Source organism: Brevibacillus daliensis, assembly GCF_021245735.1.
Classification (GTDB): Bacteria; Bacillota; Bacilli; order Brevibacillales; family Brevibacillaceae; genus Brevibacillus_B; species Brevibacillus_B daliensis.
Genome location: NZ_JAJISB010000008.1, coordinates 48,631 through 73,995 on the forward strand (window position 1 = coordinate 48,631; position 25,365 = coordinate 73,995).

The window sequence follows — 25,365 nt, forward strand, 5'->3', positions numbered from 1 at the left end:
ACTACTATATCTATGGGGAGGAAAAATTAGTTATGTTAGAAGATTTGAAAAAAACAACTTGGAAATTAAATCTAGAATTACCTAAAAACAATTTAATTACCATGACGAGTGGTAATGTAAGTGCACGCGATCCTCAAACAAATCTTGTAGTAATAAAACCAAGCGGTATTGCTTATGAAGATTTGCAACCGGAAGATATGATTGTTGTTAACATGGAAGGGGAAATAATAGAAGGAACGTATAAACCTTCTGTCGATACAAAAACACATCTATATGTCTATCGCAATCGTCCGGATGTTCATGGAGTTGTCCATACTCATTCTCCGTATGCAACTAGTTTTGCAGTCATTGGTCGAGAAATTCCACCAGTTACAACCGTTGTATGTGATATATTTGGTGGACCAGTCCCTGTAGGTCCCTATGCAAGGATTGGTGGAAATGAGATCGGAAAGGCTATAGTTGAACATATTGGCGACTCTACTGCGATTCTATTACAAAATCATGGCGTATTCACCATTGGAAAAACTGCAAAAGAAGCAGTAAAGGCAGCTGTTGTGGTTGAAGATGTCGCAAAAATTATACATTTAGCACAACAAAAAGGGGATCCAATTGTAATTCCTGCAGAAGAGGTGCAGAGAGAACATGAGTTTTATCAAACTGCCTATGGTCAATAATTTCACAACTAAAGTAATAGCCAAGAGTTAATCATAGATAGAAATGGATTGGGAAGAAAGTAAAATCCTAAGAGGCGATCAATTCCCGATATTCAACTGGGTAGAGGTCGCCTAGTTTTTTCTGGAAACGTTCATAGATATAGTAGTTGATGTATTCAGTAATTAGATTGCGTGAGGTAATTTCATTTATGGCTTTTTAAGGTAAAGCTTTTCGGTTTTAAAAGATTGCTGTAGTGATTTGTTAGATAACTTGGTATTTTCAAATAATCTTCTACCAAAATCATGTCAATTGGTATAATAGTATAGCCATAGATAAAACGTGAACTAGGAAGAGAGGGGGGACTACTGATAAAAAAGGGAAGAACTCTATTCATTTCAATCGGAGCAATCATTATAATTCTTGCAACACTCGCCATCACTTTTGTTTTATTCTTACCATCACCTATCGAAAAAGTCTCAGCACTTGAAATCCTGATTAAAATCGAAAAAGCAAATGGAAAACTGATAAAGCTTGGGGAAGATGTGAGTGCGACGTGGTACGGAGCTAAGTTTAATCAAGGCGAATCGGTAGACCATATGAAACGGAAAATGGAAGAGAAAGGTTGGACGTATTTGACTCAGGAGGGTTCAGGATACTTTTTCGAGAAAGGAAAAGAGAAAGCTATTATAACTTCGCAATCTTTCTCCTTTAAAAATGTATTATTTAAGGTCCCTGTGGAAATTGATCTGTAATTTGACGTTTCTAGGTATGAACATAAAAAGAAAAGCTTCAAAGGAGAGTGTTTGTCTGCCACACACCATTGAAGCCTTTTTTACTTATTTAACTACATGATCTAGTTCAACCGTAAGTCGTTCAGTTTTCGGTAAGAAGAAGCAAAGAATCGCTCCTACTGCTGGCATTAACACGATTGCACATAGAATCGGGAAAAGTCCATAGCTGTCAGCTGCAACACCCAGCATAAGCTGAACAATACCTGCGATACCACCTGTAAGGCCGATTACTAGTGAAGAAGCAAGACCTGCTCGCTCAGGCATAAGTTCCTGTGCATACACCACTGAAACAGAGAAAGTAGACATCATTACTAGACCTAGTAAGAAAAGACAGATCATAGCTGCAACTCCGCTGATCCAGGGAAGAAGCAGGGCAAGAGGTGTGCTCAATACTAACGAATATTGGGTTACGTGACGCATCCCGAACCTGTCACCGAGCGGTCCACCAGCAATTGTACCTAGCGCACCACCACTAAGTAACAAGAAGGTAAACACCCAAACCTCGTCCGTTGATAATCCATAGGTAGCTATATAATAGAGTGGTAAAAAAGTAAGTATCCCAGTATTAGCGATACTTCGACTTGCAACAACTGCAACAAGGGCTACTATTCCAGGATGAATTGGGGGTTTTCCCCCTTGTGCCCCTTTCTTTTTAAGAGGAGCATGACCAGTTTCGGTCTTCATGGTAAAAAACAGAAAGAATAGACTAAATAGTATGGCAATCATCCCGAGCCATATGGTACCATCTGTGCCTGTTTGTGTAAGAAACCATAAACTTACCGGTGCGAGTGCCATTCCTGAGTTTCCACCGATTTGAAAAACGGATTGAATGGAACCACGATTTTTTCCTGGTAATCGATGAACACAACGATTAGCATCTGGATGAAAGGCAGCTGAACCAAAGGAAGCTAGTAATACAGCAACCAGCAATAAAATAAACTGATCAGACAGATAAATAATGAACATGCCCGCACCTAACAGGAAGAACCCAAGCGGGATAAACCACGGTTTTTCACGACGATCAGAAAATGTTGCTAGTAGGGGTTGCAGGAATCCACCAACCAGCCCGTGAAAAAGTACAATCGTACTCATCTGGGTGTAACTAAGACCATACCAAATATGTAATAATGGGAGAATGGCGATATAAATATTGTACAAAAAATCATTTGCCAAATGAGACGTGCTTAATAGACCTAGTCTGATCCTCTTGTTTTGAAACAAGAAAAGCCCTTCTTTCTTTCTATGATGGTTTCGATTATAGTCTTACACCCTATAAGAAAACAAGGATTTTTCTAATTATTCAAATAGCGAAGTGTAATTTATTTGATCGATGGCAAGAAAATGAATGTATGGAAAAGAGCGGAGGCGATGTATCCCATGACGTCAAACATGCTGCAAAAGGGAATGTTTCTTTATGCCTGGACCGTCAATGATTTGGGTATTCCAAAAATATTGGAGGAATTTCAGCAAACAGGCTGTAATGCGGTTGTGCTGAATAGCAGTTATCATCAGGGAAGGTTTTTTCAACCGCGACAAGAAAGCTTTTATGCTAGTACTCATGCCGGGATTTTTTTCACTCCTACACTGTCAGCCTATGAACGAATAAAGCCTGTTGTCCATGAGGAGATTGCAAAGACTGAGCTTTTTCCTCGTATGAGGGAAGCGTGCGAAGAGAACGGCTTTCATTTCACCACGTGGTGGGTAGGGCTTCATAATTCCGCATTGGGACGAAAACATCCAGAGCTGTGCGTTCAGAACGTTTGGCAAGACCCATACACCTATGCACTTTGCCCTGCTCAACCAGATGTTCAACAGTATGCAATCTCCTTGTTCACCGATACTCTACAAGTTGTACAGCCCCAGCGGATTTTAGTGGAGACAGCAGCTTTTATGACGATGAAACATGGAGGGCACCATGAAATCATGCTCCTTCATATGGGTGAGGCGGTACAATGGTTGTTATCCCTCTGTTTTTGTCCGTGTTGCAAGCTACAGGCAGAAAAATCTGGAGTAGATGCAGATGCTGTTCAGGCACTGGTTAAGCGATTAGTTTCTTGTCATCTGGAACAAGATTATGGACCATTAGCAGAAGATGCACCTCAAATCGCACATTACTTACTAGAGTACCCTGAACTATACGCATACCAGCAATCACGAATGAAAACCGTAACGAACTTGGTAGAGGTCTTGTACTCAATTGCCAAACAACATCACGTAAAACTAGATTATATTCCCTCATCTACCGCGCTTCTTATCAATCAGTCTTTTATGGAGGGTGTCTCACTAAACCAGATTGGTTCTTTCGTTGATCGTTTTGTTCCTCTTATGTATGAAGATAAGGCTGATTCTATCCGCTATACCATTCAAACATTGCGCTCGCACCACGAAGGTGTATCAGTAGGAGCTGCTTTTACCGTGCATCATAACCGATTAGCAAGTAAAGAGAGCTTGGTTGGCAAAGCTAAGATTGCAGTAGAAGAAGGGGTGGACTCTATCTATTATTATAACTACACTCTGGTAAATGAGCGCAGACTCTCATGGATTAAGGCAGCTAATGAAGCAGTAGATAAAATATAGTAAAATTACAGTTATCATGCATGCGCTTTCTTACTATATCCGATACAATGTCAATCAGAGAGGTGGTGGCACATATGGTAAAAAATGTAGCTGTGATTGGTGCAGGAGTGATGGGGCACGGCATTGCCCAGTCCTATGCAAGCGCTGGTTTTTCTGTCTATATATATGATCCGCAAGAAGCCATGCTAAAAAAAGCTGCTCAGCTCATTCATGCAAGTCTAGATTTATTTGTCGAGCAAGGAATCATTTCAAGTCACAAAAAGCAGACTGTCATGGACAATTTGCGGTATACGACCGATCTGGATATCGCAATTCAATCAGCCCAATTAATTACAGAAGCAGTTCCTGAGGTACTTGATATCAAATGGGATCTTTTTAATAAATTAGAACAAAAAATCAGTCCGGATGTAATTATAGCCTCTAACACATCAACCCTTCCGTTAATGGACATGGCAAAGCATGTAAAACATCCAGAACGAATGATCATTACACATTTTTTTAACCCTGCTCAAATTGTTCCACTAGTAGAGATCGTAAAACATGAGAAAACAACAGAGCAGGTTGTCGAAACCATGGTGGACATCATCAGACAGATTGGGAAACAACCTGTTTTATTACAAAAAGAAGTACCAGGCTTCATTGCTAATCGTCTTCAGGCAGCATTAGTGAGAGAGGCGTTCTATCTGCTGCAAGAGAGTGTTGCAAGTGCAAAAGATATTGATATGGCGGTAACAGCAGGACCGGGATTTAGATGGTCAAAAATCGGACCACTACAAACAAGTGATTTTGGCGGACTAGATACATGGATGCGCGTATTAGATAATCTATCTCCTGTTCTATGTAAGGATGAGACATCCCCCCGAATGGTTAAGGAGCATGTGGAAGTGAATGAACTAGGTGTAAAAACGGGTAAAGGTCTCTTTTCTTATGAAGCGGGAGAAGCAGAGAAACAAACATATGAACGTGATCTTTATTTCCTGCGTATGCTTTCTCTTCGTCAGCAAGATAATGAGTAGCCACCCATTTTTATCGAGATTCGTATAAAAAGCAGTGGAAGTAAGTGAAAAGTGCTCTCTCTTTCTTGTTTGCTCAGTAACATTTCCCTTCTGTTGTTACTTTTAGTATAATAGTCTTATTTTCAATCAGGTATGAATGATTGAGTGGGGACTCCTTCTTAAAAGGAAGTTTTTACAAGCAGAGAGGGGAAAGAACATGAAAAAACCTGAAGATACACGTGTCGTAGTCGGTATGTCCGGCGGTGTTGATTCTTCAGTCACAGCGCTTCTCTTAAAGGAGCAAGGATATGATGTAATCGGCGTGTTTATGAAAAACTGGGATGATACTGATGAATTCGGTCATTGCACAGCGGAAGAGGATTACCAGGATGTAAGACGCGTGTGTGACCAAATCGGCATTCCTTACTATACCGTTAATTTTGAAAAGGAATATATGGACAAGGTATTCTCTTATTTTCTGGATGAATACAAAAGTGGACGTACACCAAACCCTGACGTAATGTGTAATCGTGAAATCAAGTTTGGAGAATTCCTGAAAAAAGTACTGGATTTAGGAGCCGAGTACGTTGCTACTGGGCACTATGCTCGCGTCGAACTAATCGATGGGGAGTATAAGCTATTACGTGGTGTAGACGAGAATAAGGATCAAACCTATTTCTTAAATCAATTGGGTCAACAGCAATTAGCAAAAACGATGTTCCCAATTGGACATTTACCAAAAAAACAAGTCCGTGAAATTGCTGAGCGAGCTGGTCTTGCAACAGCAAAGAAAAAGGATAGTACGGGAATTTGCTTTATCGGTGAACGTAATTTCCGTGAGTTCTTACAAACCTATTTACCAGCTAGACCTGGAAATATTGAAACCACCGATGGAGAAGTAATTGGCAAGCATGACGGGCTCATGTACTATACATTGGGACAACGCCAAGGGCTTGGAATAGGCGGAGGAGCGGGAGAAGGTCTTCCTTGGTTCGTCGTGGACAAGGATCTGGAACGAAATGTATTACTCGTTGGTCAAGGTTCTAATCATCCTTGGTTGTATTCATCCTACTTGATTACAACAGACGTGAAGTGGGTAAGTGATCAGCCGAAGGAAAAAGAATTCACCTGCGTAGCCAAATTCCGTTATCGTCAACCGGACCAACTGGTAACTGTAGAACATCTTGAAGGAGATACGTATAAGGTTATTTTCGATCAAGACCAGAAAGCGGTGACACCTGGTCAAGCCGTTGTCTTTTATGAAGGACAAGAATGTCTGGGTGGCGGTACCATCGATAAAGTATATGTTCCTGCCAAAGAACAAGCCAATGTATAATCCTATTTACATGTAGCAAATGCTTGACCGATGCAAGGAGGCACCGGATGGATAGTACAAGGAAGTCAAAAATATTTGTCATTGGTTCACTCGTGTTCATCGTCATTGTAATTGCTATCTCTTTTTTAGGTTTTCGTCAATCTAACAATGTGAATGAAGAGCTGATAAAAAAACAGATAACAGAACATGGTGGCGAGTACCTTTCTGCTGCTGTCGTTCCAAAAGAAGAGAGCCCGTTTAAGAAAAGCGGAAAAGGTAATACGATCTATAAAGTGGAGTATAAGAAGGATGGAAAAATCCTGACAGCCTTCTATCGCTCCTATAATGATTTATCGATTATCCGTGAGCCAGAGGAATGGATTTTCTCTCCATAGCATAGCGCACATAATAAAACGCAGGCATGATTCCGGTTAGGAATGATTACCTGCGTTTTTTGTACGTGGAAAAACAAGTGGATAAACAATGAATGCACTTGCAAATAGAGCAAGTCCGAGCAGGAAGGTCTTAAGATCTGCCATTCCAGTTTTTATCACCCATAATGAATAGAGACACGCCAATAATCCAATGGTGAAATCGACAGCACGGTTTAGACGACTATGCTGTTCGTAGGTAATGCCACGATAGGCAAGTTTTACCTGATATAGCCCAGAAACCATGTACGGTATCAAGTAAGCCAGTGTGGCGACCGTAATGACGAAATCGAATGCTCCTGCGATTGTATTGGATATCGTCGAAAAGATGAAAAGTTGAGTCATTGCATTCGAAATGAATAAGGCTACCTCCGGACTCCCGTGCTTATTTGTCTTGGCAAAAAGTGCAGGAAACATTCCTTCCTTAGCAGCCTGGTAAGGAACCTCAGAACCAATAAGAATCCAGCCTAATGTGGTGCCTATTAGCGACAGGAGAGCAAGAATCCCCATTATATTACCACCGATTGGACCCAAGATCGCAATGAGAGCATCGGCAAGTGGTTTATCTGAGTTCTGCAACTGTTCCATCGGCAGAACACCCATCGTTAGAAGTGTGATCGTGAGGTAAATAAAAACAACAAGAAGTAACCCAAGGATCGTACCAATCTTCACATCACGCTGAGAACGGGCCCTCGAAGATAAAATGCTTGCTGACTCAATCCCGACGAATGCCCAAAGGGTAGAGATTGCCGCCTGATTGATTTGCCCGAGAAGTCCTGTTGATTCAGATGTAACCCCATTCTGAATGGGATAAAAGAATTCTCCCATCATGGACCACTGAAAAACGGAGAGTGCCACAACCATAAAGAACAGAAAACCAAGTACCTTGGTAGTTGTAGCCATAAAGTTAAGCCTGCCGGCCATTAGTGGTTGTTTACATAAGATAAAATGTGTGATCCAAAGATAGAGGGTACATACCGTAAAAGTTAATAATTTACCCAATTCCAGAGAGAACGTACCAACTGAAAATAATATGTGATTACTATTCAAAATGGGGAAGAAGGTAGATAAATATCCCGCAAATGTAGTAATGATTGCAACATTTCCAGACCAGTTGGCTATCCAATATCCCCAGGCAATGTTAAATCCAAATATTTTTCCTTTACGTGGGTCCTCGAATAAGGCACAAGCGTAGCTTTGAGGACCTGCAGTCAGATCAGGGCGACGAACGGCTAAATTACCAAAGACCAGACCAATCATTAAAACGCCAAGACCAGTAAAAAGCCAAGCAAGTGTTACTGCTAAGGGGCTGGCGATTTTTGCTAATGATCCTGGTAACATAAAGATTCCAGAACCAACCATGTTTCCTACGACTATGGCTGTTAGCATCCAGGCTCCCCATTTTTTTGTTGTCATGTAATCAGTTCCCTCCATGTTGCAAAAAAAACACCCGTATAAAAGCAGTTAAAATCATAGCAGAGCGGGAGTGATAAATCAATTTCACTAAAAATATTCAATATTTTTAAATAATAATTGAAAAAAGAATGGATGCAAAATAAGTGTATAAATATAATGTTGTTTTTTACAGAATAATTTGATAATTTCAAAGGTATTGAATGAATTTGTTAGTAATGGAAAGGAGAGGTAAAGCATGTCCGATCTTCTTGTTCAACAAGATTTTTCCATGAATATTCCCGAACTTTACAACTTTGCAGGCGAGGTGGAAAAATTCGCTCGCCGTCATCCAGATAAAGAGGCACTCCTAATTGTTAGCCCTGATGGGGATGAAGAACGGCTCTCTTATGGAGAATTACTTCTTTATATGAACAGAATAGCTTCGGCTCTTCATCATCTGGGAATAACTCGTAAGGATCATGTCCTTGTACTCTTGCCTAGAGGTAAAGAGGCGTATGCAGTCTATTTGGCACTGTTAAAATTGGGTGCAGTCATCATGCCAGGCTCCGAGATGCTTCGCAGTAAAGATGTAGAATATCGGGCACAGCACGCTGGTGCGAAAGCTATCATTGCAACATATGAAATTTTGGACGAATTATCTTTGTTGAAGCAAAATTGTCCAACCATCCAGTATTATATTTCTGTTAATGGTAAGCAACCAGGATGGACAGATCTGGATGAACAGCTAACTGAGAATGCTGAAGAGGTACCAACAGTTGAAACCAGCTCGGATGAGCTAGCGTTTCTCTCCTACACCTCAGGAACAACAGGTGGACCAAAGGGAGTCATGCATGTTCACGGCTGGCCGTATGCTCATTTGGCTGTAGCCTCAACCTTTTGGCTTGATGTGCGAGAAGATGATCTGGTATGGGCAACGGCTGGTCCAGGTTGGGCGAAATGGGTGTGGAGTCCGTTTGTTTCTGCCTTGGGAAGAGGGGCAACCGCATTCGTTTTTCAAGGCAAATTTTCTCCAGAAGCATATGTATCCATATTGCAAAAGTACTCAATCAATGTGCTATGCGCTACTCCTACCGAATATCGATTAATCGCTAAGATGAATGGACTGGAAGAGTATGACTTGTCCAGTTTACGATCAGCATGTTCAGCTGGTGAACCGTTAAATCGGGAAGTGATCGATACGTTCCGTAGGACTTTTGATATCACGGTACGAGATGGATATGGACAGACGGAGAATACGCTTCTGGTCGGCACGTTTGTCGGGATGGAGCCAAGACCAGGCTCAATGGGAAGACCATCTCCTGTGGTTAACGTTGCCATCATTGATGAGGAAGGTAACCAGCTACCCTCGGGACAAGTAGGTGATATTGCGGTAGACCGCTCGATGGTTGCATTATTTAAAGGATATTGGAATGATTCTGAACGTACCAGCCGAGCGTTTCGAGGGAATTGGTACGTTACGGGAGACCAAGGAAGACTTGATGAAGATGGATACATTTGGTTTGAGGGCAGGTCTGATGATATCATCATTTCGTCTGGATATACGATCGGTCCATTTGAGGTGGAGGATGCTTTGGTTAAACATGAAGCTGTTGCAGAATGTGCAGCCGTAGCGAGCCCTGATCCTGAAAGAGGACAAATTGTTAAAGCATTCATTGTATTAAAACAAGGGTTTGAACCTTCGACTGAACTGATTACAAAATTGCAGGAGCATGTAAAACAATATACTGCCCCTTATAAATACCCAAGAAAAATAGAATTTGTACAGGAGTTGCCAAAAACGACCTCAGGAAAAATCAGACGAATCGAGTTACGTGTAAAAGAAAAGGAAATGAAATGATGAATAAATCTTAAATCACAGATAGAAGTGAGATGAAAGTGAAAAAGACGCCCCTCTACGTAGAGGCGTCTTTACGTTGTTTTGTTACCTTTCTAGCTTAGCAGGAACGCGAGTTGCCGCTAAAGCAGCAGCACGAAATAATCACCAGAAGGATAAACAGCACAAGGATTATTGAGCAATCATTACAATCATTGCCACCAAAGAAACCAGACATCATATCAACCTCCTTTTCTCTGCTTTATAACTTATGTGTAGACGGATGTATTGGTTATTCCGCGGAGCAACATTTTTCTAAAAAAAAGATGGAACATAGCTCCGAATACGGGTAAGGTATGGTATAGACAAACTATTCGAAGGAGGAAGATCACCATGAGTTCATGTAATTTGGATCATACATTAGAAGATGTACAAACTAAGCTGGCGGAGCAAAGAGAGTTTCTTCCACCTGTACTAGCAGAACAAGTGAGTCTGTTTCTTAGCGAACAAGTAAATCAAGGTACACTGAATGAAATTTTTCATTTATTAAAAAAATATGACCTAAGTGAAGAAGCAGAAAGAGTGAGTAGAAATGTACTTCTTTCTAAAATTGTCCAAAAACCCAACTAAATAAGGACGGATATCCGGTGTGATTTGGATAAGTAAAAGTAGACTCATGTATGACTTGAGGGGTAATGTTGTTTCTTGTTAAAATATTGATCGGTAACAATTGTATCTCCCGCACATTGGTTCGGGAGTTTTCTTTTGTGAAAAATGAATAAAATATACAATCACAAAAAGGGGATAAATTGAATGAAGGATATTGATTTAACTCAATTAAACCAGATAGTAAATGAAAATACAGATAAAATGTTTCTGTATATTTATACACCGCTATGTGGAACGTGCAATATAGCCTATAAAATGCTCACTGTAATGGAGCAACTCTTTCCTGCTGTTATGTTTTATCGCGCTAATATCAATATGTTTCCTGATCTTGCCAGAGAGTGGGAAATAACCAGTGTGCCTGCATTGCTATATTTTGAAGATGGTATAGAAAAATCCCGTTGTTATGCCTTTTTCTCAACGCCTGATCTATACGAATGGATGAAAAATCTCATTACATAAGTATTATTATTTTTTTGCATAAAAATAAAATAATATTCTGACTCTTCAAAAAACATACAGTTAGTGGTAACATAGTTTACTGTACAGACATTTTTGAATATAAAAAAGGGGGAGTAATACGTGAAGCTGAAGACGAAGAAGTCCAATGTTCTTTTCTCTGTTTTAACTTTAGCTATGCTAACGCTTGTAACTGCATGTGGACAATCAGCTGCGCCTGCACCAGCTGCACCAGCAACACCACCTGCAAGTTCTGGTGAAGCTACTAAACCAGCGGAAGAAGCGAAAGTGTTAAAAATCGGGGTAATTCAAATCGTTGAGCATCCGGCACTAGATGCTGCGAGAGACGGTTTCATTGCCAAATTAGCTGCAAACGGTTTCGAGAAGGACAAGCAAGTCACGTATGATATTAAATCTGCTCAAGGTGAAATGCCTAATGCGATTACCATTGCTCAAAAATTCGCAGGTGATAAAGTCGATCTGATCCTTGCGATTGGTACACCAGCAGTACAAGCTGCTGCACAATCTACCACTGATATTCCTATCCTGTTCACGGCTGTAACAGACCCAGTAGCAGCAGGATTGGTGAAATCGATGGATGCACCAGGCGCTAATGTTACAGGTACAACTGACATGAACCCAGTTGAAGAACAACTCTCCTTAATTAAGCAGCTAAAAGCTGATGCTAAGTCAGTAGGTATTATTTATAGCGCAGGTGAAGTAAATTCTAAAGTCCAGGTTGATATAGCAAATGAAGTAGCAGGTAAACTGGGTCTTACTATTCAAGAAGCAGCTATTACGAGCCCAACAGAGGTAAAACAAGCAGCTGAATCAATGATTGGTAAAGTAGATGCTTACTATGTACCAACAGATAACATAGTTGTAGCTTCCATTTCAGCACTTCTTACTGTAGCTGAAGCTCAGAAAATTCCAGTAGTCGCAGGAGAAGAGAACTCTGTTAAGAGCGGCGCAATCACAACATATGGAATTGACTATAGCCTTCTAGGTGCGCAAACAGCGGATATGGCAGCAAAAATTTTAAAGGGTGAAAAGAAACCTGGTGAAATGCCAGTAGAAGCCCAAAAAGAAATGAAACTAGTAATTAATACTAAAGCAGCTGAGAAAATGGGAGTTAAATTGCCTGAAGATTTAGTTAAGAAGGCAGTCCAAACTTTTGACCAATAGTTGATGGAAAATTACTAACATAAGGAGGAGCATCATGAACTTCGCAATCGTGAGCGCAATTGAACAGGGTTTACTCTTCGCTATCATGGTGCTAGGCGTTTATCTAACCTTCAGAATTCTTGATTTTCCTGACCTGACGGTTGATGGAAGCTTTGCGCTAGGTGGCGCAATCGCTGCTACCTTAATTATCGATGGTATGAATCCGTTTCTGGCCACGCTGATCGCGATGGCTGGAGGAGCGATAGCCGGTACATTTACTGGATTGCTCACAACAAAAGGAAAAATTAATGGACTACTCGCCGGGATACTCGTAATGATTTCCCTTTATTCCATTAATCTGCGAATTATGGGGAAAAAGTCCAATCTTCCTTTGTTGCGGGAGGAAACGTTGTACTCAAAAACACAAGCCCTGTCTATTCCCGATATTACTTTTGGTGGCATCACATGGTTGACAGGTGAAGCTATCATCTTCCTGGTCATGGTTTTGCTGATCAAATTCCTCATTGACTGGTTCCTGCATACTGATCTTGGACTTGATATTCGTGCAACTGGAGATAATTCAAGAATGATTCGCAGTTTTGGTGCCAATACGGATACGACTACCATTATTGGCCTTGCCCTGTCGAATGCATTAGTGGCAGTCTCAGGAGCTTTTATAGCACAATATCAAGGATTTGCTGACGTTGGTATGGGAATCGGGATGATCGTGGTTGGTCTCGCTTCCGTAATCATAGGTGAAGTATTATTTGGAGCAAAAAGCATTATGCGTGTTACGCTTGCTGTCGTTCTGGGTTCAGTGGTCTATCGACTGGTTATTGCCTTTGCGTTACAAGCCGGTTTAGAAGCGACAGACATGAAATTGATAACAGCGTTCCTTGTCATCCTGGCACTCGTATTGCCGAATATTATGAAGCGTGCCTTGAAGATGGGAAAAACGGTGAAAGGGGGATAACAGCGATGCTTACAATCTCCAATGTTAATAAAACCTTCAATGAGGGTACGGTAAATGAAAAAATAGCGTTGCGTAACATTAATCTTCATTTGGCTCCAGGTGATTTTGTTACAGTAATCGGTAGTAATGGTGCTGGTAAATCTACATTGATGAATGCCATTTCAGGTGGTTATATCCCTGATACAGGTACGATCAAAATTGCTGAACAAATGGTTACGAAGTGGAATGAACACAATCGCGCCTCACTGATTGGTCGAGTTTTTCAGGACCCAATGGCGGGGACTGCGCCTAATATGACGATCGAAGAGAACCTGGCCATCGCCTATTCGCGCGGTAAGAAGAGAAGACTGGGACTTGGGGTCACCAGTAAAAAACGGGCGCTTTTTCAAGAAAGATTGAGAATGCTAGACCAAGGATTAGAAAATCGCTTAAAAACGAAAGTAGGCTTTTTATCGGGAGGTCAACGCCAGGCACTCAGCTTACTTATGGCTACATTTACTAATCCGAAAATTCTGCTATTGGATGAGCACACAGCAGCACTTGATCCTAAACGTGCAGCGTTAATTGTTGATTTGACACTGAAGGTTGTTAATGAAAATAAGCTAACCACACTAATGGTTACGCATAATATGGAACAAGCCCTGAACATGGGAAATCGTCTATTAATGCTGCATGATGGTTCAATCATTCTTGATATTCCACAAGAGAAAAAGTCCCAAATGACAACGAATGACCTCCTTCGCGCTTTTGAAGAAGCGAGAGGTGGAGAGAAGTTAACCGAGGATAGATATATTCTCGCATAAGAATAACAAATGATCGGATTGTTTTCATAGGATTCGGCATATAAGTAGAATGAGTTAATGGTAACCTCGAATCGAATAAGAAAATAGAGAAAGAGGGCATCCACATGAATTGGAATAAAAAATCATTGGCACTAGTATCATCAGTATTGTTTGCAAGTACGGCATTGGCAGGATGTGGGGGAGCAGGAAACAATGCAGGAGGCGGGACACAATCTGGTGGCACCGGTGGCGCTACTGCTACAGGTGACAATAAAATTGTAATCGCAATGGTTGGACCACTTTCTGGTTCCATTTCAGACTACGGTGATTCGGCAAAAACAGGTGCAGAGTATGCACTTAAACAGAAGGTTGCCAAATTTAAGGAATTAGGCTTTGAGCTTTCCATGAATCCATTGGATGACCAAGGTGAACCAAAACAAGGGGTTGTAAACGCGCAGAAAGCAATCTCTGATCCAAATGTAATTGCATTAGTGGGTCACGTAACGACAGGTTCATCCCTTGCTGCATTACCTAATTATGAAACTGCGAAACTTGCAATGGTGGCACCTTCCACTACAGGACCTGACTTCACAGAAAGTGGAAAAAAAGTTGCTCACCGTATTTGCGCTCGTGATGATCAGCAAGGAAGTAAAGCAGCTCTATATGCGAAAAACACGTTGAACGTAAAAAATGCCATGCTTATTCATGACAAGCAAGCTTATGGTCAAGGCTTGGCTGACCAGGTAAAAGCACAATTTGAAAAAGATGGTGTGCAAGTTGTTGGTTTTGAAGGAATTACTGCCGGTGAGAAGGATTACAATGCTGTCGTTAACCAGGTAATGGCGAAAAATCCTGAAATGATTTACTTCGGAGGCTATTATGCGGAAGCAGGAATCTTGATCAAACAGCTTCGCGATAAAGGCTTCAAAGGGGTATTCATGGGTGCTGACGGTCTTGACTCAGCAGAAATGTTCAAAATCGCTGGTCCAGCTGCTGAAGGCGTAGTATTTACGTCTGTAGTAGGGGATATCGGCGCTACAGAGGAAGGGAAGAAATGGATTTCTGATTTTGAAAAAGATACTGGCAAAAAAGTCGGAATCTTCACTTCTTTCGGTTATGACGCTATGAATGTTACTTTGAATGGAGTAGAACAAGCAATCAAAGCAAACGGTAATAAAAAACCTACACGTGAGCAAGTGCTTGAAGCTATTCATGGCACAAAAGATTTTAAAGGTCAGTTCGTAAACGTAACATTTGACGAAAAAGGTGACAACCAAAACGCTCAAATCTTTATTTACGAATACACAACTGATAACAAGAAGTTCATTGGTGAAGCAAAATAAGGTTGCGTGATTACATCTGGCAGGCCTCTTTCATAAGAAAGAGGCTTACTTTTGTCACTTGTCAGGTGAGAGTTAACTGTGCTTCATTCAGAAAATAGTGAATAATTCTTTATATAGTAAAAATCCGTATAAGTTTGTTATACTAATGTGCATACATAAATGAAAGAACATTCTGTGATTGATTGAATTGTTGGATCTTTCTTACAACTGGAGGTCTTCTGGCATGATTATCGCGAGCATTGAGACAAAAAGACAATTTGTACCACTCACCAAGCCTTTTAAAACAGCGTTACGTACGGTAGTAACCTCGGAGTCTATTATTGTTCGAGTTGTGACGAAAGACGGTAAAACTGGATTTGGTGAAGCACCAGCAACCGTAGTAATTACGGGTGACAGCCTGGATAGTATTGAGGCTGCGATTGAAAAAACGATTGCCCCACAATTAGTAGGGAAAAACATATGTAATTATGAAGACGTTTTTCAAACGCTTCATGCTAGCATGGTAAATAATAGCAGTGCCAAGGCAGCAGTCGATATGGCAATTTATGATCTACTTGCAAAGCATGCAAATATGCCATTATATCAATTCCTAGGCGGTTATCGAAATAAAATGGAAACCGACTTCACTGTAAGTGTCAATTCTCCTGAGGAGATGGGGGAAGATGCTGTTTCCTATTTGCAGGCTGGCTTTGAGACGCTAAAGATTAAAGTTGGGAAAGACGAAATTGCAACGGATATTAAGCGCATCCAAGAAATTCGACATCGTATAGGTAATCAGGTAAAAATCAGGCTGGATGCGAACCAGGGATGGGGAGTAAAGGAAGCCATCTATTCAATTCGACAGATGGAAGATATGGGACTAGGTATTGAACTGGTCGAGCAACCTGTGAAGGCACATGACATTGATGGACTGCTTGCCGTAACGACACATGTAGATACACCAATTATGGCTGATGAAAGTGTTTTTTCACCGATACAGGCATTTGAAGTATTACAAAAACGTGCTGCAGATCTGATAAATATTAAATTAATGAAGTCAGGCGGTATCTACAAAGCACAACAAATTAATCATCTTGCAGAAATGTGCGGAGTAGAGTGTATGGTCGGAAGTATGATTGAAACAAGACTTGGTATTACAGCAGCGGCACATTTTGCTGCAAGTAAGAAGAACATAACGCGATTTGATTTTGATGCACCACTGATGCTTAAATTCGACACAGTAGATGGTGGCGTTCAGTATGAGGGGAAATGGATGAAGCTAGGTCAAGAACCTGGGCTCGGAATATATGAAATCAAAGAGAGTGTGAAAGCATGATTATGCAAAAAAGACATGTGATCAATGTAGATGTAGCCACGATATGGACATCTCCATCATCGCCTGACCCTACTGATGCGACTGCCGTGACAAGTCCCACATCGATGGATGAGTGGCTTCGTGTTCTCGATTACAATAACCGCATACAATTGTATAACGACAATAAGACTCAGACTCAGGTCTTATATGGCACCGTTGTGGAAGTTATTGAAGAAAAAGGGGATTGGGTATTCGTTACGGTGGAAGATCAGCCTTCTTTAAAAGACAAGAGAGGTTATCCAGGCTGGATGCCAAAGGCTCAGATTACACAGATGGATTGGCCAGCAGAATCAGAGAATCTACCACATGCCTATGCTAATATCCATGGTGTAGTTTTGTACAAGGATAAAACCACAGCTGGACTGAAGTTATGCTTTTTGACTAGCTTACCAGTGATAAATGAGGATGCGGAATGGGCAGAGTTATACACTCCACAAGGCTCACAATGGGTAAAAACAGCAGATGTGACAATACGTAAAAAAACAGATAAACCAGACGTTTCTGGCGAAAAAATAGTAGAGACAGGGAAAACATTTCTGGGTCTACCTTATTTATGGGCAGGTAATTCCTCCTATGGCTATGACTGTTCAGGATTTGCCTACTCGATGCATAAGGCATTTGGAATTGTCATTCCTAGAGATGCTTCCAATCAAGCGAAATATGGAGAGAATGTGCCGTTAGATCAGCTTCAGCCGGGTGATTTGCTTTTCTTTGCTTTTGAAAAAGGGAAAGGCTCTCTTCACCATGTAGCGATCTCACTAGGTGGTACGTTGATGATTCACGCACCGAAAACGGGTAGATCTATTGAAATTCTAGATTTGGAAAACGAAGAAGTGTATCGGGAAGAGTTATGTGGTGCTCGCCGTTACTGGAGAATAACGGAAGCAATTGACTTCCATGCTGTGAAATAAGATATTTTCATACAGTAAATAAAAGGGAGCAGGTATATTGAGAAGCCTGCTCCCTTTTTCTGTAATATAGGTAATCTCAACGACTTTTTCTCTTGGAATAAAACAAGTAATACCCACCTACAACTACAAGAACAAAGAGTGATATTAATCCGGTGTACAAGGGATACCCTCCTAACTAAGAAAAAGGTAATATCATAAAGGTGTTACAAGAGACATTGAATAGAAACACAGGTATACGAGTTAACATAATTAAATTATAGTAACCTTATCATTCTGTTAAAACACTTTCCTCATCCATCTTAATCTTTCTATGAAAATATAAACCGCAAAAAGTAAGAATAGCTAAGGAACCGATCGCAATTCTGCTGGCCACAGTACCATAATCAGCAAGATTATAAGTTATTGTTCCATTGAGCAGAGGACCTACGATAGCAGATACCTTTCCTGAGAAGGCAAACAATCCAAAAAACTGTCCACGTTTTTCAGGTGGAGTTAATTGAATAATTAAGGTTCTAGAAGTAACCCACATCGCTCCCATCACAATCCCGTAAAGACAGCCTGCCAGCCAAAAAATGGTTTGATTCCAGGCAAATGCAGCAAGGAGAATTGCCAGAATTAAATCAATGGCCACTATAATGACAGCAGTCTTCGCTCCCACTCGTTGTGTAATATATCCAAAAACAAATGATCCTACAATACTAAATAAGGTTGCAACTAGATAAAGGATAATAAATGTACCAGCAGTAAAAGAAAGAACAGTAGTTGCATATACCGACATCATAGCAATCGCCGTAGCAACTGCATCATTAAGGAAGAAGTATGTAATCATGAATAGGAAGATATTTCGATAGGTACGCATTTCTTTAAAGGTAATTATGATTTCTTTATAACCAGTCCATAATCCAGTTTGGGAAAGAGCCGTTTTGGGTTTCACAGGCTCTTTGTATAAAAATGCAATTGGTAATGAGAAAAGTAGAAACAACAAACCACTTGCCAAAAATACAGCTTCATATCCATAACTAGCGGCTAATGGATAAACCGCGAGTCCACAAAGGGTTCCTAAATAGCCAACTGCAACACCAAACCCAGATAATAAAGGGATTTCTTCTTTCGTTCCCATATCAGGAAGCATGGCATCATAAAAAATTAAGCCTGATTGATAAAAGAATTTACCTAACATAAAAAAGAGAATGACAGCGATCACAGAAATGGGTAACTGAGTTATAGCAGCAGGCAACGGAATATAAGCAGCTACACCCATCATGATGGTAGATAAGATGGACATGAAAGCAAAAATAAGCAGGAAACGCTTCTTTTGTTGATATCGATCGATCCAGACACCGAATAATGGAGACAACAGCACGAGGAAAAGACTAGCTAATGCATTTGTATAACTGACAAGCGAGCTTGCTATTTGGTCCAGATAAGCATTTCCTCCCATGATATCTTGGATGTAAAACGGAAAAAATATGGTAATGATATTGGAAGAAAAAATCGTGTTAGCGAAATCATACAAAGCCCATGAAACGATAGGTAGGGATAAATATAAGGCCATACCACGTCGTGGAGTGGGAATCGGATCGGTAGGAGGAGGGGGCATGATGGACATGGAGGTCACCTGCTTTCGTTATAGGATGGTAACTATACGATAGCACATAAACGTAGTTTTTTTGACCAATAGTTATAATTTTCCGAAAATAATATCTTAGCTATCTGACATGGCTTTCCGACATGGGAGCGACTATAATGAAGGCTGGAGGTGTGAACATGTCAATCCAAGCTACTAATAAACTATATTATCACAATACATATTGGCGCGAATGTAATGCGACCGTATTAGAAATGAAATACAATCAACAAGGCGAAATATGGGTTGCCCTTGATCAAACCGTGATGTATCCAACAGGTGGAGGTCAACCGCATGATTCTGGACATATTAATCATATTGAAGTTATAGATGTAGAAGAAGAAGATGGGGTAATCTGGCACCGTCTCGCTGAAAGCCTGCCTGAAGGCACGAAACATGTTACGGTTGAGATTGATTGGGAACGCCGTTTTGATCATATGCAACAGCATGCAGGTCAACACATCTTGTCTGCTGCCTTTGAAGAATTATATCAAGCAGAGACAATCGGGTTTCATTTGGGAAAAGAAACTTGTACCATCGATCTTGTTTTACCAGAGTTTACGGATGAAATGGCACGCAAGACTGAATATTTTACGAATGAATTAATTCTAGAAAACAGGGAGATTAATGCGCGCTTCGTAACCGAGGAGGATTTGGACAAGTATCCATTGCGCAAGAAACCCAGTGGCTACGAGCAGATTCGATTAGTGATTATCCCGGAGTTAGATTATAATCCATGCGGTGGAACGCACCCTCAACGTACTGGTGAAGTCGGTCCACTATTACTAATTGGTTATGAAAAATATAAAGGTGGAACACGCGTTCATTTTGCTGTTGGTAAGAGAGTAATTCGTCTCTTGAATGAAAAGCATGCGTTACTCAAATCGTTAAGCAAAATGACTAGTGCACCAGAAGAGAAGTTACAGGATAGTATTCAAAAGTTGCAGGATGATCGTAAGCGATTAGAGCAAGAAGTAACGGAAAAGAATAACCAAATCCTTGAGATTTTTGCCAATCAAATGATAGAAGAAGTAAATGCTCATCCACAACAGGTAGCATTTTCCAGAATCTTTGAAGGACGTTCTATCGCTGAGCTACAGAAAATTGCACGATTGGTAATTGAAAAATGTCCGCAAGCTATATGTACACTTGTTGGTGGAGATCATGATAAACAACAAATTGTTTGTGCAAGAGGTGAGCAGGTTTCTTTAGAAATGAACAAGCTGCTTGCTGTCATTTTACAAAGGATTGGTGGAAAAGGCGGAGGCAGTGCACAACTAGCTCAAGGTGGAGCATCCTCAGAGCATTCTTTGGCACAGATTAATGACATGATTGTGGTAGAACTTCAAACTTTATTAAAAGAGGATTGAACGATAGTCTTAAAATGCTTACAATGATGGTAGCTTTTAGATAAAGAAGGTGGAAATATGTCTGATCAACAACAACCGAAAAAGGTTAGCCTGGCTGAAGCAATGAAACAAAAACTTGCTGAAAAGAAACAGCAAGCACAACAACAGGGAACTGCTAAAGGTAATCAATCTACTAAGGTTTTGAAAAGCCAAAATACGAAGAAACCAAACAACCAAAGAAGACGTACAGGTGGATCATAGACCGAACAATTTGGAAGGTCTAGGGCACACGATACGATGAAAAAGACGAAAGGACGTAAAGTCATGTATCTTTCGTCTTTTTCTATATTAGAAGGTTACTTAAAAATGATGATTATCAAGTTTTGTTACATAAGCGGTTGTTGATTTTTGTCGAATAAGGTAAGATAACAAGTATTGTACGGAAGACTAAAGCGTACAGGTAAAGTATAACAAGACAGGGGCAAAGTAGTGATGAGTCATTTTCTCTCTGTTCTCGGAACAGTGTTTATTGATGTGAAAGGTTTTGCTTTCGATAATTACCAAGCGCAGACCAAAAATCTGGGTTCTATTCAGTTTACCCACGGTGGAGTCGGTCGTAATATTGCTGAAAACCTTGGCCGATCTGGTTGTCCGACAGCTTTTGTGTCCGTATTGGAAACCACAGGAATGGGTCCAGATGTAGAAAATCGTCTTCGATATTCTAATGTTCATACAGAGTTTTCTGAGCGATTGTCACATGGTGGCATGGGAATGTGGATGGTGCTATTGGACGAGCATGGCGAGCTGCAAGGTTCCGTTTCTCAACAGCCTGACCATGAACATATGCGTAACCTGCTCAAAAAGAATGGTGAGAAAATCGTTAGTAGTTCCTCACATATTATTGCAGAACTTGATTTTGAACTAGATATCTTACAACCTGTCTTTGATTTAGCTAAGGCACAAAACAAGCCAATATATGGAGTCGCAGCGAATTTATCCGTTATTATGAAGCACCCCGACATTTTGAGGGAGCTAGATTGTTTTGTCTGCAATAATTTTGAGGCAGACCAGATCTTAGGTGAGAATTTTAGTGATTATGATATAGCGAAGCAGGAAGAAAAGCTTGTGGAGTTTGTTGATAAAGCTGGATTATGTCAAATGGTTATTACATTGGGCAAAAACGGTTCCGTTTATTATGATAAAGCTACTGGTGAAAGCGGCCATCAAAACGTGTTTCCTGTTAATGTGGCTGATTCATGTGGTGCAGGAGATGCCTATTTCTCTGGTGTTGTAGTGGGTCTATCGAAAGGTCTATCTCTAAAAAATGCTGTCATCTGTGGGACAAAAATCGCTGGATGGACGATTGAGTCCACTGAGAGTATCTGTACTGATCTTTCCAAACAAATTAAAGAAGATGACGTGTTAAAAGAAATATTGTGTATGGAAGAATTGATTACAAATTAAGAGAAACAATCTCTTTCTATATAAAAAAGGCGGTCAGGACTTAAGGAGTCTCTGAACTGCCTTTTTTCGTTAATGAAAATCCATAGACAAACGCACCATGTCCCTAATCTGTATGCCATTTTCTAATAATTCTTCGTCATAGTGTCGAAGAAAAAAATCTCGATCGATTCCGGTTAATCTAAACCCGCATTTTTGATAAAGAGCTAACTGGTTAACGCTGGAATTACCTGTACCAACTTCAATTGTTCGGTAACCACTAGATTTCGCTTGTTGAATGGCATGAAGTACGAGTTGTTTACCAAAACCATTTCCATGATAACTCTCCATTACTGCCACATTTACTAGCTCAACTGTATCAGGTCGCGTTGGTAGTAAGACATATACACCGACAACAACCTGTTCTAACTCCCCGATGTAACAGTCGCCTCTTAGGATATATTCTTCAACCAAACGACGCGAAGGATCTGCCAACAACAACAGATCAATAGGCGGCTGTTCTGTTGGCTCCAGTTTTCGAATGAACATGTTACAACTCCTCTTTTATCTGTATTCCTACTAATCATAGTAACCTAACGAGGCAGGTATATCATTTATTATTTTTCAAAGCAGTTATATGATTGCATCACAACAGTGATGGGTCTTGTATGAGACCAGAGTTTGTCTGGGTATACTTAAAAAGATAGACGCGAGAAAATGTAGAAAGGGGTAGCTTTTTCATGGTAGGGTATCAGGTAGGGTGGCAGGATGCTTGCCAAATAAAAAAAGTTCTCTATCGTTTCTCCATTACATACCGAATAGGTAATCAAGCAGGACAAATTCTCTTTTTCTTTCCCAATATCTCTTCCAAAAAATCTGCACTTGTTCGTGAAATCTTTTCACTTTACTCCTCTTCGTTACGTTAGAACCGTAGCATCTTAACAAGGAGCCATATAGTATTTTTGTTAACATAATGGTAAAATGTTAAAGAAATCATATAGGATGATCACTAAGCGTTGCATAGTCTTCTATGGAACGTTTTTCTTGTTGTATCAGAATGTATCGACTTCATAAGGTTTTTACTAAAACAAAGTAGAGAAAAAACCGATAAATGGTAATGAACAGCTTCACAAAAAAGACGCAGGAAATATTTGTTTCACTTTTTTTAGATAAAGTGAAACAATTCAAGATTTTCCGAGTCTATAAAATAGAAAGGGGAATTTTTCCCCTTTTCTCAGATAGAGATGCACAGACTTGTCGAAATCTAACAAGGATTCGTGTGGAAAAGAGAGGAGTTTCAACATGAAAAAAACGAGTGCTATCCTATCAGCAATTGTTTTGATAGGATCGACGATTAGTCCGGTTGCTATGGCAAGCGATATACTGGGAAAACCATTTGCATCGGTTTCAAGTATGAAAAACGTTGCTACCCTCTCCGTTCATGATTTGGATAAGGGTGATTATGTCATAGAAAAAATTATGGCAAAAGATCAACAGAAAAAGAAATTGGAACTGGAGAAACAAGGTGTAGTTACCTTGGCAGACCAGATGAAAGTATATCAGTTATCAGGTAATGACGTGGTGGAAAAATCACTCAGCAATGTTCTTGTAGGTGCGGAAAATGCTAGGGTATACCTGGATAATTCCAATCAGGTGAAAATGATCATGCTGGAAGGAGAAACTCCCAGCGATAAAATGCGTGTAGGAATTTATAACAATAGTTATGGCTCATTGGACCATCAACAGGTAAGTATGAAGTCACCCGGTGGACTAGTCCTGATAAATAAGAAAACGGATGAGAAATTCCAGGTAAATGAAAACCAGCAGGTTACCTTCTTGCGCGAAAATGATGGAATGAAAGTTACTGTGGATAATCAGCCGTTAGTAACCACAAAGGACCGATTGCAGGTTATGCCAGCTGATCATCATTCTCTTATACAGATACCCAGTTTAAAACGAAGTCAGGGTGTACCACAGTATCGTGGTGTCTTTGAGATTTCACCATCTGTGACACCAGGTAAGCTATCGGTTATCAATGAAATACATATCGAACAGTACCTGTATCAGGTAGTACCTAGCGAGATGCCTGCTTCATTTGGTCTGGAGGCGCTTAAAGCTCAAAGTATTGCAGCACGTACATATGCATTAAGTGATTATTACAGCAATCGTTATGCGCCTAAAGGGTTCCATGTAGATGATAGTACATTGAGTCAGGTTTATAATAATACTGGCGAAAATCAGCTAGTCAATCAGGCTGTAGATGCCACAAGAGGACTGGTTATGAAGAATGGTACAGGCTTGGTAGATGCCAGATATTACTCGTCTTCTGCCGGTTTAGGAGTGGGACGACATGAGAATACCTCTGATCCAGTTACTCAGATGTTCCCAGGTACTCCCGTTGATTACCTGCCTTCCCAAAGCTTCCTAATGGAGTCACAACAAAAAGCTGGATTTATTTCAAGAGCATTTCATTCAGAAGAGGAAGTTCTTTCTTTCTTAAAAGATTTATCTGTGGTAAGTGTAGATTCCCAGTCAGTATTCTTCCGCTGGAAAGTAGAAATGTCAAAACAAGAACTGCAAAACACAATTAATAAAAATTTGGCTGCACGCGCAGCAGCTGACCCAAATGCCATAACAAAGCTGGATGTCGATGGTCAGTATAAAAAATCGGTGATTCCACCGAATGGCGTTGGTGAATTAAATACGATCGCAGTCGCCAAACGTGGTACGAGCGGTAATATCATGGAACTGGTGATTGAAGGTAGCAATGGAACCTTTAAAGTTAGTGAAGATTATAATATTCGTAACTTACTACGCCCAAGTAAAACATACACAGGTGGACAAGATGTCATCTTGCATCGAGCTAAGGGTGGTTCCTCTGATTATATAGCAGGACAGGCTGTGAAAAATTATAGTTTATTACCATCTGGATTTGCTGCCTTTGACTATCAATACGATTCCAATGGTCAACTTGCCAGCTTGACGATTTATGGTGGAGGAAATGGTCATGGAATGGGAATGAGTCAATATGGAGCAGCAACATTGGGGGCATTAGGTTTACCTGTAGAACAAATTCTCCAAACGTTCTATCCAAACCATCAATTAGAAAATATATACCAATATTAAATAGTAAACTATAGGTTGAACTATTGTAAATAATATGGCACACTAGAAAAAGATGACCGTTCTGAAGGGTCATCTTTTCTTTTTGGTTCCATTTTCATTTTGAGTGAAATGTTTTGTTGAGTTATGATGAATTTATTATGGATTTGTAACATGCCCCCTTACTGGGAATTATGGTAATA

At 40.3% G+C, this 25,365-nt stretch carries 23 protein-coding genes; 19 read left to right on the forward strand and 4 right to left on the reverse strand.

The annotated features are described in order from the left end of the window. The first annotated feature begins 32 nt into the window (after positions 1 to 32). Complete coding sequence (locus LM917_RS09280; protein WP_232697226.1) at positions 33 to 674, forward strand: L-ribulose-5-phosphate 4-epimerase; 642 nt, start codon at positions 33 to 35, stop codon at positions 672 to 674. Between the two features lie 816 nt (positions 675 to 1,490). Here LM917_RS09280 and LM917_RS09285 read toward each other — a convergent pair. Then, the gene (locus tag LM917_RS09285; RefSeq protein ID WP_232697227.1) at positions 1,491 to 2,666 is read right to left on the reverse strand and encodes an MFS transporter; all 1,176 of its coding nucleotides are present in this window, start codon (positions 2,664 to 2,666) and stop codon (positions 1,491 to 1,493) included. A gap of 156 nt (positions 2,667 to 2,822) precedes the next feature. Between LM917_RS09285 and LM917_RS09290 the strand changes: the two genes are divergently transcribed. The 4 genes from LM917_RS09290 (at position 2,823) to LM917_RS09305 (ending at position 6,727) form a co-directional block, all read left to right on the forward strand. After that, complete coding sequence (locus LM917_RS09290) at positions 2,823 to 4,022, forward strand: alpha-amylase family protein (protein ID WP_232697228.1); 1,200 nt, start codon at positions 2,823 to 2,825, stop codon at positions 4,020 to 4,022. A gap of 74 nt (positions 4,023 to 4,096) precedes the next feature. Then, complete coding sequence (locus tag LM917_RS09295; protein ID WP_232697229.1) at positions 4,097 to 5,038, forward strand: 3-hydroxyacyl-CoA dehydrogenase family protein; 942 nt, start codon at positions 4,097 to 4,099, stop codon at positions 5,036 to 5,038. A gap of 196 nt (positions 5,039 to 5,234) precedes the next feature. Continuing rightward, positions 5,235 to 6,353, forward strand: a complete 1,119-nt coding sequence (gene mnmA / locus LM917_RS09300) for a tRNA 2-thiouridine(34) synthase MnmA (RefSeq protein ID WP_232697230.1) — start codon at positions 5,235 to 5,237, stop codon at positions 6,351 to 6,353. 47 nt (positions 6,354 to 6,400) lie between these two features. After that, complete coding sequence (locus LM917_RS09305) at positions 6,401 to 6,727, forward strand: hypothetical protein (protein ID WP_232697231.1); 327 nt, start codon at positions 6,401 to 6,403, stop codon at positions 6,725 to 6,727. Positions 6,728 to 6,763: 36 nt separating this feature from the next. Here LM917_RS09305 and LM917_RS09310 read toward each other — a convergent pair whose 3' ends face one another. Further along, positions 6,764 to 8,179, reverse strand: a complete 1,416-nt coding sequence (locus LM917_RS09310; RefSeq protein ID WP_232697232.1) for an amino acid permease — start codon at positions 8,177 to 8,179, stop codon at positions 6,764 to 6,766. A gap of 235 nt (positions 8,180 to 8,414) precedes the next feature. On the opposite strand from LM917_RS09310, the gene LM917_RS09315 reads away from it, so the two are divergent. The 9 genes from LM917_RS09315 to LM917_RS09355 all read left to right on the forward strand — a co-directional run bounded on the left by LM917_RS09315 (position 8,415) and on the right by LM917_RS09355 (position 17,644). After that, the gene (locus LM917_RS09315; RefSeq protein WP_232697233.1) at positions 8,415 to 10,016 is read left to right on the forward strand and encodes an acetate--CoA ligase; all 1,602 of its coding nucleotides are present in this window, start codon (positions 8,415 to 8,417) and stop codon (positions 10,014 to 10,016) included. A 369-nt stretch (positions 10,017 to 10,385) separates the two neighbouring features. Then, positions 10,386 to 10,622, forward strand: a complete 237-nt coding sequence (locus tag LM917_RS09320; protein ID WP_232697234.1) for a hypothetical protein — start codon at positions 10,386 to 10,388, stop codon at positions 10,620 to 10,622. Between the two features lie 183 nt (positions 10,623 to 10,805). Beyond that, entirely contained in the window at positions 10,806 to 11,120 is a 315-nt protein-coding gene (locus LM917_RS09325; protein ID WP_232697235.1) for a thioredoxin family protein, read from the forward strand. Positions 11,121 to 11,294: 174 nt separating this feature from the next. Further along, complete coding sequence (locus LM917_RS09330; RefSeq protein ID WP_255668166.1) at positions 11,295 to 12,302, forward strand: ABC transporter substrate-binding protein; 1,008 nt, start codon at positions 11,295 to 11,297, stop codon at positions 12,300 to 12,302. Between the two features lie 34 nt (positions 12,303 to 12,336). Further along, a complete protein-coding gene (locus tag LM917_RS09335) occupies positions 12,337 to 13,254 on the forward strand; it encodes an ABC transporter permease (RefSeq protein WP_232697237.1) in 918 nt (305 codons plus the stop codon). Between the two features lie 5 nt (positions 13,255 to 13,259). Further along, positions 13,260 to 14,057 (forward strand): ABC transporter ATP-binding protein, encoded by a 798-nt coding sequence (locus LM917_RS09340; RefSeq protein ID WP_232697238.1) that lies wholly within the window; start codon positions 13,260 to 13,262, stop codon positions 14,055 to 14,057. A 104-nt stretch (positions 14,058 to 14,161) separates the two neighbouring features. Continuing rightward, a complete protein-coding gene (locus LM917_RS09345; protein ID WP_232697239.1) occupies positions 14,162 to 15,379 on the forward strand; it encodes a branched-chain amino acid ABC transporter substrate-binding protein in 1,218 nt (405 codons plus the stop codon). 223 nt (positions 15,380 to 15,602) lie between these two features. Then, positions 15,603 to 16,694 (forward strand): mandelate racemase/muconate lactonizing enzyme family protein, encoded by a 1,092-nt coding sequence (locus LM917_RS09350; protein WP_232697240.1) that lies wholly within the window; start codon positions 15,603 to 15,605, stop codon positions 16,692 to 16,694. Continuing rightward, positions 16,691 to 17,644 (forward strand): C40 family peptidase, encoded by a 954-nt coding sequence (locus LM917_RS09355; protein ID WP_232697241.1) that lies wholly within the window; start codon positions 16,691 to 16,693, stop codon positions 17,642 to 17,644. The genes LM917_RS09350 and LM917_RS09355 overlap by 4 nt, the downstream gene beginning before the upstream one ends. Before the next feature lie 268 nt (positions 17,645 to 17,912). Here LM917_RS09355 and LM917_RS09360 read toward each other — a convergent pair whose 3' ends face one another. Then, entirely contained in the window at positions 17,913 to 19,244 is a 1,332-nt protein-coding gene (locus tag LM917_RS09360) for an MFS transporter (protein WP_373688777.1), read from the reverse strand. Positions 19,245 to 19,411: 167 nt separating this feature from the next. On the opposite strand from LM917_RS09360, the gene LM917_RS09365 reads away from it, so the two are divergent. From LM917_RS09365 to LM917_RS09375, 3 genes are all read left to right on the forward strand, one after another. Beyond that, the gene (locus tag LM917_RS09365) at positions 19,412 to 20,641 is read left to right on the forward strand and encodes an alanyl-tRNA editing protein (RefSeq protein ID WP_232697243.1); all 1,230 of its coding nucleotides are present in this window, start codon (positions 19,412 to 19,414) and stop codon (positions 20,639 to 20,641) included. A 57-nt stretch (positions 20,642 to 20,698) separates the two neighbouring features. Further along, complete coding sequence (locus LM917_RS09370; protein WP_232697244.1) at positions 20,699 to 20,881, forward strand: hypothetical protein; 183 nt, start codon at positions 20,699 to 20,701, stop codon at positions 20,879 to 20,881. A gap of 231 nt (positions 20,882 to 21,112) precedes the next feature. Next, the gene (locus tag LM917_RS09375; RefSeq protein ID WP_232697245.1) at positions 21,113 to 22,084 is read left to right on the forward strand and encodes a carbohydrate kinase family protein; all 972 of its coding nucleotides are present in this window, start codon (positions 21,113 to 21,115) and stop codon (positions 22,082 to 22,084) included. Between the two features lie 69 nt (positions 22,085 to 22,153). On the opposite strand, the gene LM917_RS09380 is transcribed toward LM917_RS09375, so the two are convergent. After that, a complete protein-coding gene (locus LM917_RS09380) occupies positions 22,154 to 22,609 on the reverse strand; it encodes a GNAT family N-acetyltransferase (protein ID WP_232697246.1) in 456 nt (151 codons plus the stop codon). 191 nt (positions 22,610 to 22,800) lie between these two features. Here LM917_RS09380 and LM917_RS09385 point away from each other — a divergent pair, with 191 nt between their 5' ends. Beyond that, positions 22,801 to 22,986 (forward strand): hypothetical protein, encoded by a 186-nt coding sequence (locus LM917_RS09385; RefSeq protein ID WP_232697247.1) that lies wholly within the window; start codon positions 22,801 to 22,803, stop codon positions 22,984 to 22,986. A gap of 376 nt (positions 22,987 to 23,362) precedes the next feature. Next, positions 23,363 to 25,186 (forward strand): SpoIID/LytB domain-containing protein, encoded by a 1,824-nt coding sequence (locus LM917_RS09390; RefSeq protein WP_232697248.1) that lies wholly within the window; start codon positions 23,363 to 23,365, stop codon positions 25,184 to 25,186. The last annotated feature ends 179 nt before the right edge of the window (positions 25,187 to 25,365 follow it).